Source organism: Actinomycetospora lutea (genome assembly GCF_028737205.1).
Lineage (GTDB): Bacteria > Actinomycetota > Actinomycetes > Mycobacteriales > Pseudonocardiaceae > Actinomycetospora > Actinomycetospora lutea.
This window is the reverse complement of the sequence record NZ_JAQZAL010000022.1, coordinates 69,204-85,948: the sequence shown is the minus strand read 5'-3', so window position 1 is coordinate 85,948 and position 16,745 is coordinate 69,204. Positions and strand designations below refer to the sequence as shown.

The 16,745-nt window shown below is 75.0% G+C and carries 17 protein-coding genes; 9 read left to right on the top strand and 8 right to left on the bottom strand.

The window, feature by feature from the left end:
• Positions 1–6: 6 nt before the first annotated feature.
• A complete protein-coding gene (locus PHK61_RS22605) occupies positions 7–186 on the bottom strand; it encodes a hypothetical protein (RefSeq protein WP_274283264.1) in 180 nt (59 codons plus the stop codon).
• 360 nt (positions 187–546) lie between these two features.
• On the opposite strand from PHK61_RS22605, the gene PHK61_RS22600 reads away from it, so the two are divergent.
• Entirely contained in the window at positions 547–837 is a 291-nt protein-coding gene (locus PHK61_RS22600; RefSeq protein ID WP_274283263.1) for a DUF3040 domain-containing protein, read from the top strand.
• A gap of 4 nt (positions 838–841) precedes the next feature.
• Here the strand turns inward: PHK61_RS22600 and PHK61_RS22595 are convergent, their stop codons facing one another.
• Complete coding sequence (locus PHK61_RS22595) at positions 842–1,534, bottom strand: IclR family transcriptional regulator (protein WP_274283262.1); 693 nt, start codon at positions 1,532–1,534, stop codon at positions 842–844.
• Positions 1,535–1,577: 43 nt separating this feature from the next.
• On the opposite strand from PHK61_RS22595, the gene leuC reads away from it, so the two are divergent.
• The gene (gene leuC / locus PHK61_RS22590; protein WP_274283261.1) at positions 1,578–3,017 is read left to right on the top strand and encodes a 3-isopropylmalate dehydratase large subunit; all 1,440 of its coding nucleotides are present in this window, start codon (positions 1,578–1,580) and stop codon (positions 3,015–3,017) included.
• A gap of 11 nt (positions 3,018–3,028) precedes the next feature.
• The gene (leuD, locus tag PHK61_RS22585) at positions 3,029–3,616 is read left to right on the top strand and encodes a 3-isopropylmalate dehydratase small subunit (RefSeq protein ID WP_274283260.1); all 588 of its coding nucleotides are present in this window, start codon (positions 3,029–3,031) and stop codon (positions 3,614–3,616) included.
• A gap of 4 nt (positions 3,617–3,620) precedes the next feature.
• On the opposite strand, the gene PHK61_RS22580 is transcribed toward leuD, so the two are convergent.
• The gene (locus tag PHK61_RS22580; protein WP_274283259.1) at positions 3,621–4,334 is read right to left on the bottom strand and encodes an SDR family oxidoreductase; all 714 of its coding nucleotides are present in this window, start codon (positions 4,332–4,334) and stop codon (positions 3,621–3,623) included.
• 97 nt (positions 4,335–4,431) lie between these two features.
• On the opposite strand from PHK61_RS22580, the gene PHK61_RS22575 reads away from it, so the two are divergent.
• Both PHK61_RS22575 and PHK61_RS22570 read left to right on the top strand, forming a co-directional pair.
• Entirely contained in the window at positions 4,432–5,259 is an 828-nt protein-coding gene (locus PHK61_RS22575; RefSeq protein WP_274283258.1) for a LysR family transcriptional regulator, read from the top strand.
• A gap of 23 nt (positions 5,260–5,282) precedes the next feature.
• Positions 5,283–5,417: an SIP domain-containing protein gene (locus PHK61_RS22570; protein WP_274283257.1), complete on the top strand. Its 135-nt coding sequence runs from the start codon at positions 5,283–5,285 to the stop codon at positions 5,415–5,417.
• A 46-nt stretch (positions 5,418–5,463) separates the two neighbouring features.
• On the opposite strand, the gene glxA is transcribed toward PHK61_RS22570, so the two are convergent.
• The 3 genes from glxA to PHK61_RS22555 all read right to left on the bottom strand — a co-directional run bounded on the left by glxA (position 5,464) and on the right by PHK61_RS22555 (position 10,933).
• Positions 5,464–7,416, bottom strand: a complete 1,953-nt coding sequence (gene glxA / locus PHK61_RS22565) for a radical copper oxidase GlxA (protein WP_274283256.1) — start codon at positions 7,414–7,416, stop codon at positions 5,464–5,466.
• A gap of 178 nt (positions 7,417–7,594) precedes the next feature.
• The gene (locus PHK61_RS22560; protein ID WP_274283255.1) at positions 7,595–8,518 is read right to left on the bottom strand and encodes an NUDIX hydrolase; all 924 of its coding nucleotides are present in this window, start codon (positions 8,516–8,518) and stop codon (positions 7,595–7,597) included.
• A 108-nt stretch (positions 8,519–8,626) separates the two neighbouring features.
• Complete coding sequence (locus PHK61_RS22555) at positions 8,627–10,933, bottom strand: RNA degradosome polyphosphate kinase (RefSeq protein ID WP_420791430.1); 2,307 nt, start codon at positions 10,931–10,933, stop codon at positions 8,627–8,629.
• Between the two features lie 244 nt (positions 10,934–11,177).
• On the opposite strand from PHK61_RS22555, the gene PHK61_RS22550 reads away from it, so the two are divergent.
• Complete coding sequence (locus PHK61_RS22550; RefSeq protein WP_274283254.1) at positions 11,178–12,842, top strand: DUF6777 domain-containing protein; 1,665 nt, start codon at positions 11,178–11,180, stop codon at positions 12,840–12,842.
• 53 nt (positions 12,843–12,895) lie between these two features.
• Here PHK61_RS22550 and cofC read toward each other — a convergent pair whose 3' ends face one another.
• On the bottom strand, positions 12,896–13,606 hold the full coding sequence (gene cofC, locus PHK61_RS22545; RefSeq protein WP_274283253.1) for a 2-phospho-L-lactate guanylyltransferase: 711 nt from the start codon (positions 13,604–13,606) through the stop codon (positions 12,896–12,898).
• Between the two features lie 144 nt (positions 13,607–13,750).
• Here cofC and PHK61_RS22540 point away from each other — a divergent pair, with 144 nt between their 5' ends.
• The 3 genes from PHK61_RS22540 (at position 13,751) to PHK61_RS22530 (ending at position 16,056) form a co-directional block, all read left to right on the top strand.
• Positions 13,751–14,473: a lysophospholipid acyltransferase family protein gene (locus tag PHK61_RS22540; RefSeq protein WP_274283252.1), complete on the top strand. Its 723-nt coding sequence runs from the start codon at positions 13,751–13,753 to the stop codon at positions 14,471–14,473.
• Complete coding sequence (locus PHK61_RS22535) at positions 14,470–15,501, top strand: NAD(P)H-dependent glycerol-3-phosphate dehydrogenase (protein ID WP_420791429.1); 1,032 nt, start codon at positions 14,470–14,472, stop codon at positions 15,499–15,501. The genes PHK61_RS22540 and PHK61_RS22535 overlap by 4 nt, the downstream gene beginning before the upstream one ends.
• A gap of 84 nt (positions 15,502–15,585) precedes the next feature.
• Positions 15,586–16,056: an ATP-binding protein gene (locus tag PHK61_RS22530; protein WP_274283251.1), complete on the top strand. Its 471-nt coding sequence runs from the start codon at positions 15,586–15,588 to the stop codon at positions 16,054–16,056.
• Here the strand turns inward: PHK61_RS22530 and PHK61_RS22525 are convergent.
• On the bottom strand, positions 16,053–16,712 hold the full coding sequence (locus tag PHK61_RS22525) for a pyridoxamine 5'-phosphate oxidase family protein (protein ID WP_274283250.1): 660 nt from the start codon (positions 16,710–16,712) through the stop codon (positions 16,053–16,055). The genes PHK61_RS22530 and PHK61_RS22525 overlap by 4 nt on opposite strands.
• Positions 16,713–16,745 lie beyond the last annotated feature (33 nt).

The window sequence follows — 16,745 nt, the reverse complement described above, 5'->3', positions numbered from 1 at the left end:
CGGGTGTCAGGACCCGGCGTCGCTCGCCGGTCGCGGGCGCCGCGGGACCGGCACCGCCCCGGAGCGCGGCGTCGGCCGGGGGAGCAGGGGGCGCACCTCCGCCGGCCGCTCGGGGAAGTCACGGTCGGGGACGGGGTCGACGATCGGCTCGACCTGCAGGACCCGCCGTTGTGCTCCGATGTTCACGGACGCCACCTCTCCCGAGTCCCGCCGACGCCGTGTCGTAGGTCTCACTCGAACGGATGAAGCGAACTGTACGGCATGGGCGCGCGGTCGCGGCCGCCGTCGCCCGTCCGGTCGCCGCAGGCGCCGGGCCGTCGGTTGGCGGTCGGGGTCCCGGGACGAGCGGGGACGGTCGGCACCCCGGCGTACACGACGCCCCGTGTCCCGGTCGCCGCCGCGTGCCGCCGCTTCGTCGTGACGTGCCTGTCCCCGGCGTTTCGCCTGCTCGTCGGGGGGAATTCGCTCTGTGATCCGGCGACAGCGGCCCGCGACCCTCCTCGGTGCTCGGCGTCGTCGACAGCACGACGCCGAGGGAGTCTCCTGGTGCTCGACGAACGTGAGCAGCGCATCCTGGCCGACATCGAGCGCGAGATCGAGGGCAGCGATCCCGCGCTGGCCCGCCTCGCCCGTCCCAAGGACGATCGGCGCACCTACTGGTGGTCGATCACGGCCCTCGTGGTCGGCGTCCTGCTGGGCGTCGGCCTCGCCGCCATCGGACCCGTCGGGCACGGGCTGCTGCTGATGGTGATGTCCGCGGTCCCGATGATCGTGTGGCACTGGCGCCGGCCGGGCTCGGCGCACCCGTGGCCGACGGTGTTCCGCGGCAAGGGCTGAGGACTCACCCCACCTCGGCGAGCCGACCCTCCAGGCGGCGCGCGGCGGTGAGCAGGGCGTCCGCCCAGCGCGCCCCGGGCCGCCGTCCGATCCGGTCGACGGGGCCCGACACCGACACCGCGGCCACGACCGTGCCGTCGGCGTCCCGCACGGGGGCCGAGACGCTGGCCACGCCGGCCTCGCGCTCGGCGACGCTCTGGGCCCAGCCCCGCCGGCGGACCTCCTCGAGCACCGCCTCGGAGAACGCCGCGGCGGGTCCGCGGGACCACGCCGCCAGCACCTTGGCCCCGGACCCGGCGGCCATCGACACCCGCACCCCGACGGGCACCGTGTCGCGCAGCCCGCTCGAGGGCTCCGCCGCGGCCACGCAGACCCGGGCGTCCCCGTCGCGGCGGTAGAGCTGGATGCTCTCGCCGGTCAGGTCGCGGAGCTCGGGGAGCACCTCGTCGGCCGCCGCCAGCAACGGGTCGCCGTGCCCGTGCGCGAGCTCTCCCAGCGCGGGCCCCGGGCGCCAGCGGCCGTCGGCGTCGCGCGCCAGGAGCCGGTGCGTCTCGAGCCCGACCGCCAACCGGTGCGCGGTCGCGCGCGGCAGCCCGGTGCGCTCGCAGAGCTCGCCCAGCGCGCACGGCGTGGCCGCGGCCGCCCGCAGCACGACCACCGCCTTGTCGAGCACGCCGATACCGCTACCCTGTCCCACAGGACGACATCGTAGTCCCAGGATGTGAGAAAGAGGCAACGACGTGGGACGCACGCTCGCGGAGAAGGTCTGGGACCAGCACGTGGTCCGAGCGGGGGGAGAGGGCCAAGGAGGGGGTACGGAGCCCGACCTGCTCTACATCGACCTCCACCTCGTGCACGAGGTCACCAGCCCGCAGGCCTTCGACGGCCTGCGCATGGCCGGCAGGCCCGTGCGGCGCACCGACCTCACGGTGGCGACCGAGGACCACAACGTCCCCACCAAGGACCTCCACCTGCCCATCGCCGACGAGACCTCCGCGACGCAGGTGTCGACGCTGCGGAAGAACTGCGAGGAGTTCGGCGTCCGCCTGTTCCCCATGGGCACCGAGAACCAGGGGATCGTGCACATGATCGGTCCGGAGCAGGGGCTGACCCAGCCGGGCACGACGGTGGTCTGCGGCGACTCCCACACCTCCACCCACGGGGCGTTCGGCGCGCTCGCGTTCGGCATCGGCACGTCCGAGGTCGAGCACGTGCTGGCCACCCAGACGCTGCCGCTGCGCCCGTTCAAGACGATGGCGATCGAGATCTCCGGGTCGCTGCGCCCGGGCGTGACCAGCAAGGACGTCATCCTCGCGGTCATCGCGCAGATCGGCACCGGCGGCGGGGCGGGCTACGTGCTCGAGTACCGCGGCCAGGCCGTGCGGGAGATGACGATGGAAGCCCGCATGACCATGTGCAACATGTCGATCGAGGCCGGCGGGCGCGCCGGCATGGTCGCCCCGGACGAGACGACGTTCGCGTACCTGGAGGGCCGCCCGCACGCCCCGAAGGGCGAGCAGTGGGACGCCGCCGTCGCGGCCTGGCGCGAGCTGCGCACCGACGACGACGCCGAGTTCGACACGGTCGTGCACGTCGACGCCGACGCGCTGACGCCGTTCGTCACCTGGGGTACCAACCCCGGCCAGGGCCTGCCGCTCGCCGAGAGCGTCCCGGACCCCGCGACGATGAACGACGACGACGCGGCGGCGACGCGCAAGGCGCTGCACTACATGGCGCTCGAGCCCGGCACGAGGCTGCGCGACATCGCGGTGGACGTGGTGTTCCTCGGGTCGTGCACCAACGCGCGCATCGAGGACCTGCGCGCGGCCGCCGACGTGCTGCGGGGCCACCGCGTCGCCGACGACGTGCAGATGCTCGTGGTCCCCGGCTCCATGCACGTCAAGGCGCAGGCCGAGGCCGAGGGGCTCGACGCGGTGTTCACCGACGCGGGCGCCGAGTGGCGCTCGGCGGGCTGCTCGATGTGCCTCGGCATGAATCCCGACCAGCTCGAGCCCGGACAGCGGTGCGCGTCGACGTCGAACCGCAACTTCGAGGGCCGCCAGGGCAAGGGCGGGCGCACGCACCTCGTGTCGCCGCTCGTCGCCGCCGCGACCGCCGTCCGCGGCACGCTGTCCTCGCCCGAGGACCTCGCCGGGTCCGCCACGCCGCAGTTCGCCTGAGGGGACCCGTCATGGACAAGTTCTCGACCCACACCGGCATCGGCACGCCCCTGCGCGTGTCGAACGTCGACACCGACCAGATCATCCCGGCGGTCTACCTCAAGCGCGTCACGCGCACGGGCTTCGAGGACGGGCTGTTCGCGTCCTGGCGCGCCGACCCGCAGTTCGTGCTCAACGTCGAGCCCTTCTCGCGCGGCAGCGTCCTCGTCGCGGGCTCCGACTTCGGCACCGGCTCGTCCCGCGAGCACGCCGTCTGGGCGCTCATGGACTTCGGCTTCCGCGTCGTCATCTCGTCGCGCTTCGGCGAGATCTTCAAGGGCAACTCGTCGAAGGCCGGCCTGCTCGCCGCCACCGTCGACCAGTCCGACGTCGAGCTGCTGTGGAAGAAGATCGAGGAGCGCCCGGGCCTCGAGCTGACCGTCGACCTCGAGGCGAGGACGGTGACCGCCGACGACCTCACCGTGCGGTTCACCGTCGACGACTACACGCGTTGGCGGCTCATGGAAGGCCTCGACGACATCGGCCTGACCCTGCGCCACGCCGACGACATCGACGCCTTCGAGGCGACACGACCGGCGCACAAGCCGGTCACGATGTGAGGAGCTACCAGGGGATCGACCCGGCGTCCTCGACGTAGCCGCCGGTCGGCCCGTCGTCGGGCAGCGTCGCGAGCCGGATCGGGGTCGCCGCGCCCTGCTGCGGGGTGCGGTGGCCGCGGAACCCGTTGAGGTCGGTCGCGACGTAGCCCGGGCAGGCCAGATTGATCTTGATGTTCGTGTCGGCCAGCTCCTTGACGTACTGGACCGTGACGGCGTTGAGGAAGGTCTTCGAGGGGGAGTACGCGGCCGAGATCGGGCCGGTCTCCCCGTCGGAGGTCTGGCGGGTCAGCGAGCCGACGCCCGACGACACGTTGACGATCCGCGGGTGCGCCGAGCGGCGCAGCAGCGGCAGGAACGCGTTGGTGACCCGCACGACGCCGTAGACGTTCACCTCGACCGCCGCGCGCATCGTGTCGATGCTGACCTGCGTCGGCTCCTGCGGCCGGTCGCCGGTGATGCCGGCGTTGTTGACCAGCACGTCGAGCCGGTCGAACGACGCGGCCGCCGCGGCGACGCTCGCGTCGTCGGTGACGTCGAGCGGGACCCCGAACGCGTCGATGCCCGAGGCCTGCAGCTTCTCGACGGCCTCCTCGCGGCGGGCGTCGTCGCGCGCCCCCACGCCGACCCGCCGGCCCAGGGCGCCCAGGCCCGCGGCGATCTCGAAGCCGATGCCCTTGTTCGCCCCGGTGACCAGGGCCGTGGTCTTGTCCTCGCTCATGACGTCGATCCTGTGCCCGCGGCGGCGGGGCGGTCCAAGACCGCCTCGGTGCCCGCCCATACCCCAGAGGTATCACCGGAGCGGTATCAAGGAGGGCGTGGAGACACGCGAGCTGAGGTACTTCGTCGCGGTCGCCGAGGAACGGCACTTCGGGCGGGCCGCCGAGCGCCTCGGCATCGCCCAGCCGCCGCTCTCGCGGGCCATCCAGCAACTGGAGCGCCGTGTCGGGGCCCGGCTGCTCGACCGCACCACCCGCGGGGTCGCCCTCACCGAGGCCGGGGCGGTCCTGCTGGCCGAGGGCCGGGCGGCGCTCGACGCGGTGGACGCCGCCGAGCGCCGGGCCCGCCGCACCCACGACGGCGCGGGACTCGTCCTCGTCTCCAAGGCGGGCGCCTCGGAGGAGCTGCTCGCGAAGCTGCTCGACGCCTACGCGGCGGAGGCGTCGGCGGTCGAGGTCGACGTGCAGCTGTGCGGGCCGGGGCAGCAGGAGCGGCTCCTGCGCGACGGGCGCGCCGACGTCGCCCTGCTGCACCGCCCCTTCGACGCGACGGCCGGCTTCGACACCGAGGACCTGACGACCGAGGGGCAGGCGGTGTTCCTCCCCGCCGGGCACCCGCTCGCCGCCCGCGGCCCGCTGCGGATGGCCGACGTCGCGCAGGAGCCGCTGCCCCGGTGGCCCCTCCCCGACGGGTCGTACCCCGACGGCCCGGGCCCGCGGGTCCGGGACACCGCGCAGCTGCGCCAGCTCGTCTCGCTCGGGCGCGCGATCGCCGTGCTGCCCGAGTCCGCCCGCCACGGGCTCGCCGACGACGTCGTCGCGGTGCCCCTGGTCGACGCGCCGCCGGTCACCACCGTCATCGCGTGGCCCGCGCACAGCCGCTCGCGGGCCCTGGCCGACCTGGTCCGGGTCGCCGGCCGACTGTGAACTTCGGCTGTCCTGAGTATCGGGTGAAGGCGCTGCGCGGGCACGTGCTCGAGGAGCGGGGGGTCGCGCGGGAGATGCTCTCGATCTCGGGCTACTGGCGCCGGGGCGCCGACGAGGACACGTTCCAGGAGGAGAAGAGGGCTGCCGCCACGTCGTGATCCGGGTCGCCACGAGGACCCGGACCACTCCCGTGGCCGGAGGCCCTCAGTCCGTGAGCGCCCGCGGGCCCGGGCCGACCGAGACCATCCGCCCCACCGAGGGCACGCCGCGGTCGTCGACGAGGAAGAGCATGTACGGGCCCGGCGGGGTCAGGGCCGGGTTCTCCGGCACGTGCACCGAGACGCCGTTCGCGGCCGGGCCGACGTCGAGCGCGACCGAGCGCATGTCGGTCGTCGTCACGTGGGTGGCGGTCGACGCCTTGATCAGGCGGGCGGTGCGGACGTGGCCCGCGTCGGGCGTCGGGATCGTCGCCGTCTGGTCGCGGGCCAGCGTGGGCGGCGCGTCGGCGATCGTGGGCCGCGCGCCCCGGTAGAGGTAGGGCGGGCTGTAGATCTCGATGCGCTGCTCGAAGGTGCCCGGGACGAGGTTCTGCTCGTCGTCGAACAGCGGGTCCGAGCCTGCCGTGAGCACGCGGCCGTCGGGCAGCAGGATCGCCTCGGTGTGGTAGTCGCGCCCGACGGCCGGGTCGGCGGCGGGGGAGAGCTCGCCGGTGTCGGGGTGCAGCAGGCGCGCGATGTGGTTGTTCGTCCCGCCCTTGCCCCGGTAGTCCCGCGACCCGCCGGAGATCAGCGTCGTGTCGTCGGGCAGGTTGACGAGGTTCGGGTAGCGCACGCCCTCGGGCAGTGACGGGCCCGGCGTGAAGTGCGGCGCCGGGTCGCGCATGTCGAGGTAGTCGATCCGGCCGGTCGCCCGCGGGCTCTCGCCGACGCCGCCCCCGCCGACGACGGCCATGCGCTGGTCGTTCACCGGGCCGACGAACGACGAGCCGGCCGTCTCGAGCAGGTCGGGGTCGCGCAGGCCGGGGATGGCCGTGAAGGCCCCGGTGTCGGTGTCCCAGAAGCCGGGCTCGCGGCCCCGGTCGGCGGGCCCGTAGCCCGCGTTCGCGCCGGTGTAGACCATCCGCCCGACCCGGTCGGTCTCGAAGATCGCCGGGTAGGTCGGGAAGTAGTGGGTGAGGTCCTTGCGCTCGACGAACGCGTCGGTCCGCGGGTCGAAGAGCTCCGTCTGCCCGTTGAGGACCTCGCCGGTGCCGTCGAGGCCGGCCGTCGTCAGCACCCGGCCGTCCGACATCGGCGTGAGCGTGGCGTACCAGCGGTGGAACGCCATGTCGGAGACCCGCGACCACGTCTCCTGCACCGGGTCGAACGTGTAGGCCTGGTTGGTGCCCTGGTAGTCCTGCTTGCGCAGGGTCATCTGCTGGCCCTGGCCGTAGACGTTGCGCGCGACCGCCGGCGGCAGGCCCTCGACCTGGTACTGCGCGGGGTTCTCGTTGCTCGCGGCCGGTCCGGGGTCGACGGCCTCGACGAAGACCGGCTCCTCCGAGGCCGTCACCTGCGTGCGGCGGCCCTGGCCCGTCTTGGCCGCGGGCGGGAGCGCGGTCTCGGCGTCGGCGCGGTAGCGCACGCCGGTGGGGGAGACGAACACGGTGCCCGCCGGCAGCACCATCGGGTTGTTCGGGTCCTCGTTCTTGACCGTCATCGTGCCGGCGGCGTTGGTGACCGCGCCGTCGAGCTTCTCGTAGCGCTGCGTGCCGCCTGCGACGAGCAGGCGCCCGTCGGGCAGCGTCGTCTGGCCGCCGCAGAACATGTCGTCGGGCACCGGGATCATCCGCGACTGCCCGGTCGACGGGTCGTAGAGCAGGCTCTTGAGCGCCCGCGTCGCGAACATGTCCTCCTTGTTGCCCGACCCGGCGATGAGCAGGACCTTGCCGGTGGACAGGAGCGCCGCGTGGATCGCGTTGACGCGGTTCGGGTCCGGGACGTCGATCGTGTCCCAGTGCCCGAACTGCCGCACGTAGTCGGGGCTGTTGATCAGTTCCTCGTGGCGCCACTCGCTGATGTACGACCACGCCGGGGGGACGTTGACGCCCAGCAGGACGGCCGCGGCGACGACGACGAGGACGACCTGGCGGACGCGTCGGGTGTTCGACGGACGCACCGGGGCAAGCTCCTGCGGGGTGGACGACGGAGGCAGCGACGCCGGTGGGGAGCCCGGCGGGGAGGGAGCGGGGGCTGGGGGCGGCCCGACGCTAGCCCAATCGGAGCGGCCGTCCGCGCCCGCCCTGATTGCTCCCCGCGCGTCCCGGCACGGGCGATTCGTCCCGTGGTGCGGATCTCTAGAAGATCGCGTCGCGGTGGTAGTCCGCGGCCACGAGCTCGCCGTCGGGGCCGAACGAGAGGACCCAGACGCTGCCCTTGCGGCACGGCGGGTCGGTGAGGTCGCGCTCGGACTCCGGGGGCACGGGGGCGGCCGCGGCGAGGGCGCGCACGAGGCGCGGGATGCCCTCGCCCTGGGCGCACGCCGCGACGGTGGTACCGGCGGCGTCGGCACCGGAGGCCAGCCGGGCGAGCGTGGCGAGCGCCGCGGCCTCGTCCGCCTCGACCGCGCCGTCGCCCAGCTCCGGGGTGTCGTGCACGGCGAGCCCGGTGAGCGCGGCGTACGGCTCGAGGGTCTGCCGGCAGCGCACGATCGGGACCGCGTGCAGCGCTCCCACCCCGAACCCCGCGAGCAGCCCGGCGAGCTGCTGGGCCTGCTCGCGGCCCTCGGCGTCGAGCGGGCGCTCGGCGTCGGGCCGCGACCACTCCGTGCGCTTGCCCGCGAGGGCGTGGCGCACGAGCAGGACGGTGCGCAGGCCCGCCGGGCGCGCGGCGAAGGCGTCGAGCACGTCGCGGTCGGAGGCGTAGGTCAGCAGCGGCGCGGCGTCGGCCGGGGCCAGCCAGCGCAGCTCGTCGGTCTCGTCTCCGGGGACGAACGCGCCCTCGCGGGCCCGCGCGGCCCAGAACTCGACGACCTTCTCCTCGCCGTTCACCGGGTAGCGCACCGTCTGCAGGTGCCGGCCCAGCACGGTCGCGAAGCCGGTCTCCTCGACGATCTCGCGCACCGCGGCGTCGACGCGCGTCTCGCCCGGGTCGACCTTGCCCTTGGGCAGGCTCCAGTCGCCGCGGTGCGGACGGTGGACGACGGCGACCTCGACCTTCTCGTCGGTGCCGTCGTCCCCGGCCGGACGCCACAGCACCGCCCCCGCTGCGACCACCGTCATCGGGTCGAGCTCCGCTCCGCTGCGTCTCCCACCGGCATCGGGTCGAGCTCCGCTCCGCTGCGTCTCCCACCGGTCGGGTCGAGCTCCGCTCCGCTGCGTCTCCCACGGTCACTTCCCCGCCTGCCGCAGCAGCTGCACCTGGTGGTCGTCGACGGCCATGCCCTCGTGGTCCTCCCCGGCCGCGACGGGCCACGGATCCCAGGAGCCGTCGGGTCGCAGGATCCAGCAGCGCGTCGACGGCGACACCGCCGAGTCCATGATGTCGTCGAGCTGCGCGACGAGGCGGGGGTCGGACACCGGCACGAGCGCCTCCACGCGTCGATCGAGGTTCCGGTGCATCATGTCCGCGCTGCCGATCCAGCGCTCCTCGGCCCCGACGAAGTGGAAGATCCGGGAGTGCTCCAGGAAGCGCCCGAGGATCGAGCGCACCCGGATGTTCTCGGAGAGCCCGGGGACGCCCGCCCGCAGCGAGCACAGGCCGCGCACCACGAGGTCGACCGGGACGCCGGCCGCCGAGGCCCGGTAGAGCGCGTCGATGATCTGCTCGTCGACCAGCCCGTTGACCTTGACCCGGATGCCCGCGGTCTCGCCGCGCTCGGCGCGCTCGCGCTCCCCGTCGATCCGCTCGAGGATGCCGCGCCGCAGCCCGTACGGGGCGACCAGCAGGCGGCGGTACGACGTGCGCCGGGCGTAGCCGGTGAGCACGTTGAACAGGTCGGTGAGGTCGGCGGCGATCGTCTCGTCGGCGGTGAACAGGCCGATGTCCTCGTAGAGGCGTGCGGTCTTGGGGTTGTAGTTGCCGGTGCCGAGGTGGCAGTACCGCTTGATCGTCGAGCCCTCCTGGCGCACGACCAGCACGGCCTTGCAGTGGGTCTTGAGCCCGACGAGCCCGTAGACGACGTGCACGCCCGCGCGCTCCAGCGCCCGCGCCCAGCCGATGTTGGCGCGCTCGTCGAAGCGGGCCTTGATCTCCACCACGGCCACGACCTGCTTGCCCGCCTCGGCCGCGTCGATCAGCGACTCGACGATCGGCGAGTCGCCCGACGTGCGGTAGAGCGTCTGCTTGATCGCCAGCACCTTGGGGTCCGCCGCGGCCTGCTCGATGAAGCGGTGCACGCTCGTGGAGAACGAGTCGTAGGGGTGGTGGACGAGGACGTCCCCCTCGCGCAGGGTCGCGAACACGCTCTTGGGCGTCTCGCCCTCGCTGAACGCGGGGTGGGTCGCCGGCACGAACACCGGGTCCTTGAGCTCGGGGCGGTTCAGCCCCATGAGCTCCATGAGCGCCGAGAGGTCGAGCAGGCCGGGCACCTGCACCACGTCGTGCGGGTCGACGTCGAGCTCGCGCAGCAGCAGCTCGAGCATGTGCTCGCTCATCGTGTCGGTGATCTCGAGGCGCACCGGCGGGCCGAAGCGCCGACGCGCGAGCTCGCGCTCGAGGGCCTGCAGCAGGTCCTCGTCGCGGTCCTCCTCGACCTCGAGGTCGGCGTTGCGGGTCACCCGGAAGACGTGGTGCTCGACCACGTCCATGCCCTCGAACAGCTGGTCGAGGTTCTCGGCGATCAGGTCCTCGATCGGCAGGAACCACGCCTGCCGGTCGTGGGTCGCGGCGCCGTCGGTGTCCGGGCGGGGCTCGGGCTCGGGCCCGACCCGCACCAGGCGCGGCACGTTGTTGGGGACCTTGACGCGGGCGAAGTGCTCGGTGCCGGTCTGCGGGTCGTGCACCGCGACCGCGAGGTTGAGCGACTGGTTCGAGATGTAGGGGAACGGGTGGGCCGGGTCCACCGCGAGCGGCGTGAGCACCGGGAACACCTGGCGGGCGAACCAGTCCGAGAGCCGCGGGCGGGCCGACTCGGCGACCTGCGACCAGTCGATGATGTGGATGCCGGCCTCGTCGAGCCCCGGACGGACCTCGTCGAGGAACACCCGGGCGTGCTTGTGGGAGAGCTCCTGGGTACGGGCGGCGATGCGGACGAGCTGCTCGCGGGGCGTCAGGCCATCGGCCCCGCGCACCGCGAGACCGGCCTCGTCGCGGCGCTTCAGGCCGGCCACGCGGACCATGTAGAACTCGTCGAGGTTCGACGCGAAGATCGACAGGAACTTCGCCCGCTCGAGCAGCGGCTGGCTCGTGTCCTCGGCCAGCGCGAGCACGCGCGCGTTGAACTCCAGCCACGACAGCTCCCGGCTGTCGTAGCGGTCGGAGGGCAGGTCCGCGGCGACGGCGGGGCCCGAGGTCGGGGCCGCCGGCGCGGAGGGGGTGCGGCGCACCGACCGGGCCGTCTCGTCGGGCGCGGCCGGCGGGTGGGGGCCGGTGAGGACCGAGGGGTCGGTCGCCTCGCGGGCCCCGTCGGCTCCGTGCGCCTGCTCGATCGATCCGGTCGACGTCGCGGAGGACGCGGAGGACGCGGAAGGGCTCACGCGCCGATCGTGCCGTAGGTGTTCCGGTGTCGCGAGGGTCCGCGACGTGTGCCACCCCCGCCAGGTCCGCGCCACCGGCTCGGGTCAGGCGGCGGCGCCGACCCCGCGAGCACCGGCGGCTCGGGCGGCCGACACCGCAACGCTCCGCGCATGGGCCCCGACCTGCGGATTTCATCGACGGCGAGCAGCGCCCGAACCCCCGCGGCGCACCGTGCCCCACCACGACCTCCAGGAAGGCACCACCATGAGCCACACCCTCGACACCCCCACCGACCGCCTCCCCGCGATCGCGGGTGGCGGGCGGAGACGATCCGTCCCGCCGCCCGGTGCACCACCGCCCCGTCGCCCGGTCGGGACCCGGATCGCCGTCGGGGCGCTCGCCCTGGCCGCGGTCGCCGGCGTCGCCGGGGTGGTCGGCGGGCTGGACCCGTTCGGCACGCGGACCGCGTACGAGACGGTCTCCTTCGCCGGCGACGACCCGTTCACAGCACCGGTGGGCACGGACCGGGCGGGGCTCACGTCGACCGGTCCCGGCGGCGAGCAGGCCGGCGACACCCGCGAGATGTACGCCGCCGACCCCGCCGACCCGTCCTGTGACGCGCAGGCGCTCCTCGGTGCCCTGCAGACGGACCCGGCGCGCGCGGCCGTGTGGGCGCAGGTCCAGCGCACCACGCCCGCCGAGCTGCCCGCGTTCGTCGGGAGCCTGACGCCGGTGGTGCTGCGGGCCGACACCGCCGTGGTCGACCACGGCTACCGCGCCGGCGCGGACGTCCCCCGGTCCGCCGTGCTCGCGGCCGGCACCGCGGTGTTCGTCGACAGCTACGGCCAGCCCACGGTGAAGTGCTTCTCGGGCAACCCGCTCACACCCCGGCGCAGCAGCGAGGCCGGCGTGACGAGCGTCGTCTCCACCGCGAGCCCGATCGCGACCCACACCTTCCACCACCCCGACACGGGCGGGCCCGTCACGCGGGCCGGCACCCCCGACGTGACCGACCGCGGCCCGACCCCCGCCACCGACGGCACCCCCGACCCCGTCACGCAGGGCCCGGCGTCGCCCGACCCCGTCACCCCGGGGCCCGCGACCCCGCCGGCGCCCCCGCTGACCGGGACCTTCAACTGGGACGGGTCGATCACGCTGTCCGACGGGCGCATCCAGACCGTCGACGGCCGGATCCTCACCCTGCCGCCGCTGCCCGCCGGGGCCGTCCCGCTGCCCGACGGCGGCTACCGCGACTCCGCCGGCACCTACCGCAACCGCGACGGCTCGGCGCGCGAGTACGTGCGCCTCTCCGAGCAGGGCGGCGAGCTCGTCGTCCTGGCCCCGGACGGGACGCTCCTCGACGGCAGCGGCTCGCCGATCGGGGACCGGCGGGTCGAGGGCGTGACGATCGTGCGTGGCCACGACGGGTTCGTCACGGTGATCACCGACAACCGGGGCGACGACGACTCCGTCGTCGTGTACCACCCCCACGGCAAGCCGGTGAACATCCTCACCGGCACCGTCCGGGACGGCGTGATCCGTGACGCGGGCGGTCAGGTGCGCAACCCGGACGGCAGCATCCGCAAGGAGACCACGCTGCCCGACGGCGGCACGGTCCGTCCCGACGGCACGAACGTGCCCGCTCCCACCACCGGGCACGGCGGACCCGCGCACCCGCCGGGCGGCGGCACCCCCACGCCCACCGTGCCGATCGACCCGCCCTTCGAGCCGCGCCCGACCGGCGGCACCACGGTCCCGCCGATCGACCCGCCCGTCGAGCCCCGGGAGGACCGCGGCGAGCGCGACGGCGGCGGCACCAGCTCCGACGGCGCCGCGGGCTCCGGGGGCACGACCGCCACGGACGGCGCCGGCGGCACGGGCGGCACGGACAGCACGGGCGGCACGAACAGCACGGGCGGCGCGGGCTGACCGTCGACCGGCAGCGGGGCCCGGGGGCCGAGGTGTCCCCGGGTCCTGTCGCGTCAGGACGGCCCGGACGGGGCGCCGACCGGGCGGTGGGCCCGGTCGTCCGACCAGGCGCGGGTGGCGGGGCCGGTGCCGAGGGCGCGGGCGCGGCCCAGGTCGGCGACGGTGTCGACGTCGCTGCGCAGGCCCGGCCAGTGGCCGTCGAGGGCGACCGCGCCGCCACGCACGTGGGCCCGCGCGGAGCCCGGACCGAAGCGGGGACGCAGCGCCCGACCGGGCGCGGCGATCAGCAGCGTCGTGCCGGTGCCGTCGTGGTCGGCGACGACGGCCGCGTCGGCCCCGCCCGCGAACAGCGCCGCCGCCCGCGCCAGGGCGTCGTCGAGCTCCTCGGGGCGCAGGGACGGCAGGTCGGCCTGCAGCGCGGCGACGGCCCGAGCCTCCCGGTCGTGACGGCCGCGCCGCAGGTGCGCCTCGCCGGCGCGGACGGCGGCGTTGAGGCCCCCGCCCTCGTCGTGCACGACCTCGCGGGGCTCGCCGGCCCCGCCGAGGCGCTCGGCGGACTCGGTGGTGACGACCACGAGGCGCCCGACCCGCCGGGCGGACCGCGCGGCCGCGAGCGTGTCGCGGGCCAGCGCGAGGGCCAGCGCGTGGTGGGCCTGCTCGCGGTCGGCGTCGTCGCCGGGGAGGTCGGCCACGGCGGGGGCCAGCCGCGACTTCGCGCGGCGCAGCTCCTTGACCGGCACCACGAGGTCGACCGCGACGTCCACCTCCCCAGTCTGCCCCCGTCCGGCCCAGCGAGGTGACGGTGGCGGGTCTCGCTGGACCGCTCGCCGGGCGCGGGAGAGACTGCGCGCGTCGGGACGGTTCCCCTCCGTGCCCGAACGGACTGACGAGGCGGAGGTGGCGAGCCGGTGGCACGGGCGCGCGAGAAGGGCGGGCCGGCGGTGGCCCTGGCCGCCGCCGTGTTCTACCCGCTGACCCTGGTGCTGGCGAAGCGCCGCATGGAGGGTCTCGAGCACATCCCCGCGCAGGGGCCGGCGCTGCTGGTGTGCAACCACGTCTCCTACCTCGACCCCGTCTACACGGCGGTGTTCGTGCACAAGGCGCGGCGGGTGCCGCGCTTCCTCGCCAAGGCCTCGCTGTGGAAGCTCCCGCTGTTCGGGCGGGTGCTGCAGGGCAGCCGCCAGATCCCGGTCAGCCGCGGCTCGGCGGAGGCGGGCGCGAGCCTCGAGGCGGCGCGCACGTCGTTCGCGGACGACGGCGTCGTCGTGATCTACCCCGAGGGCACGATCACCCGCGACGAGGCCGGGTGGCCGATGGCGGCGCGCTCGGGCGCCGCGCGCCTCGCGCTCGACGCCGACGTGCCCGTCATCCCCGTCGTGCACTGGGGGACGAAGTCGGTCTACGACCACTACCGCCGCCGCTTCCGGCCCTCCTGGCGCACGACGATCACGGTGAAGGCGGGCCCGCCGATCCCGCTGGACGACCTGCGCGCCCGCCTCGCCGACCGCGGCCCGCGCCCCCTGCTGCGCGAGACCACGGAGCGGATGATGACGGCGGTGCGCGAGCTGCTCGGGGAGGTCCGCGGCGAGGCGGCGCCCGAGCCCACCCGCGGCGCGCGGGGCGAGCGGTGAGCGCGGTCCTCCCGGACGGCGTGCCTCCGCTGGACCGGGTCGCCGTGCTCGGCGCGGGCTCGTGGGGCACGACCTTCGCCAAGGTCCTCGCCGACGCGGGCACGCCGGTGATCCTGTGGGCGCGCCGGGCCGAGGTCGCCGCGACCGTGACCCGCGAGCACCGCAACCCCGAGTACCTGCCCGACATCTGGCTGCCGGCCGAGCTCGCCGCGACCGCCGACGCCGACGAGGCCCTCGAGGGCGCCCAGGCCGTCGTGCTCGCGCTCCCGGCGCAGAAGCTGCGCGAGAACCTCGAGCACTGGCGCCCGCACCTGCCCGACGGCGTGACCCTGGTCAGCCTGGCCAAGGGTGTCGAGCGCGGCACGCTGCTGCGCATGAGCGAGGTGATCTGCGAGGTCACCGGCGCCGCCCCCGACCGCGTCGCCGTCGTCTCCGGGCCCAACCTCGCGGGCGAGATCGCCGCCGAGCAGCCGACCGCGACCGTGGTGGCGTGTCGCGACCACGAGCGCGCGATCGCGGTGCAGCACGCGTGCTCCACCGGCTACTTCAAGCCCTACACGAACACCGACGTCGTCGGCTGCGAGCTGGGCGGGGCCTGCAAGAACGTCATCGCGCTCGCGTGCGGCACGGCCGCGGGGCTCGGGTACGGCGACAACACGATGGCCTCGCTGATCACGCGGGGGCTCGCCGAGATCTCGCGGCTCGCGGTGGCGCTGGGTGCCGAGCCGCTGACGCTCGCCGGGCTGGCCGGCATGGGCGACCTGGTGGCCACGTGCGCCTCGCCGCTGTCGCGCAACCGGCGCTTCGGCGAGGCGCTGGGCCGCGGGCTGTCGGTCGCCGAGGCCGAGGAGGCGAACCACGGCCAGGTCGCCGAGGGCGTGAAGTCCTGCGACGCGATCAGCGAGCTGGCCCGGCGCCACGGCGTCGACACCCCGATCGTCGACGCCGTCCGGCGGGTGTGCGACGGGGAGGTGTCGGCCAAGGAGGTCGGCGACGAACTGATCAACCGCGAGCTGAAGGTGGAGTGAGCTCTCACACGGGTCGAGCTCCGCTCCGCTTCGTCTCCCGCCCCACCGCGTTTCGTCCGGACGGCCCCGGGAACACTGATCGCGATGGACGTGCTGCAGCGGATGGGCCCGAGGACGGCGCCGGCGACGGCCGTGGCGCCGCTCGAGCTCTGCGCGCTCGCGACCACCGAGAACGCCGCCACGCTGCGCCGCCGCTTCCGGTACTGGGTCGGCACGATCACCGACCAGGACACCGCCGACGACCTCGCGCTCGCCGTGTACGAGGCGCTGGCCAACGTCGTCGACCACGCCTACGCCGAGCGCGGCGCGCCCGGCCTCATGACGCTGTGGGCCGCGGTGTCGTGCCCGCTGCTGACCGGCCGCGACCTCGTCGTCACCGTGGTCGACGAGGGTGCCTGGCGCCCGAGCAGCGGGCCGGGCTGGCGCGGCCGCGGGCTGCCGCTGATGCGCGAGCTCATGCACGCCACCGCCGTGCTGCCCGGCGCCACGGGCACCACGGTGCAGCTGCGTCGCCGGGTGCCCGTCACCGCGCGGCGCGAGCCGGCCCTGGTCTAGATCCTCGGCACGTGCGCCGGGACCGGCGTGTCCGCGGGCAGCGCCGGGCACGTCGTGACCTCGGCCACGCGCGTCTCGAGCCGCACCACGCCGGCCCAGCGGCCGTCGCCCCCGGCGACCGCGTCGCCGTCGCCCGGGGGACCCGTGCGCGCCTTGACGCTCGCCTCGGTCAGGTCGATCGCGATCACCGAGGTCGCGCCCATCTCCTTGCGGCTCGGCGCTGCGGCGTGGTCCTCCTGGCCGGGCGCGACGTGGGCGACGAGCGCGCGGAGGGCGGCGAGCGCCTCGTCGGGGTCGGTGACCGTGCGGGCGTGACCGCGGACGACCGCGCTGCGGTAGTTCGCGGAGTGGCTGAACCAGCGGCGCGCGTAGACCAGGCCGTCGATCAGCGTGACCGTGACGCAGACCTGCTCGCCGCCCCGCAGGCTCGCCGCGCCGCTCGACCCGTGCAGGTAGAGCACGTCGCCGAGGCGCGCGTGCATGGTCGGCAGCACCACGGGCTCGCCGTCGACGACGCGGCCCAGGTGCGCGACGAGCGCCTCGTCGAGCACGGCGTGCAGCTCGGCCCGGTCCTCGCGCTGGCGGTCGCGGTGGCGGCGGACGCGGGAGCGGTCGGTGGGGGAGAGCGTGCCCGGAGTCGTGGTCGTGGCGGCCATGGCCACCATGGTGGGCGCCGGAGTGGCATGCTC

Bases quoted from the DNA above. Each gene is read 5' to 3' on its own strand.
- PHK61_RS22550 (WP_274283254.1), top strand. From the start codon at position 11,178: ATGAGCCACACCCTCGACACCCCCACCGACCGCCTCCCCGCGATCGCG.
- PHK61_RS22560 (WP_274283255.1), bottom strand. From the start codon at position 8,518: ATGACGGTGGTCGCAGCGGGGGCGGTGCTGTGGCGTCCGGCCGGGGAC.
- PHK61_RS22525 (WP_274283250.1), bottom strand. From the start codon at position 16,712: ATGGCCGCCACGACCACGACTCCGGGCACGCTCTCCCCCACCGACCGC.
- leuD (WP_274283260.1), top strand. From the start codon at position 3,029: ATGGACAAGTTCTCGACCCACACCGGCATCGGCACGCCCCTGCGCGTG.
- PHK61_RS22580 (WP_274283259.1), bottom strand. From the start codon at position 4,334: ATGAGCGAGGACAAGACCACGGCCCTGGTCACCGGGGCGAACAAGGGC.
- PHK61_RS22530 (WP_274283251.1), top strand. From the start codon at position 15,586: ATGGACGTGCTGCAGCGGATGGGCCCGAGGACGGCGCCGGCGACGGCC.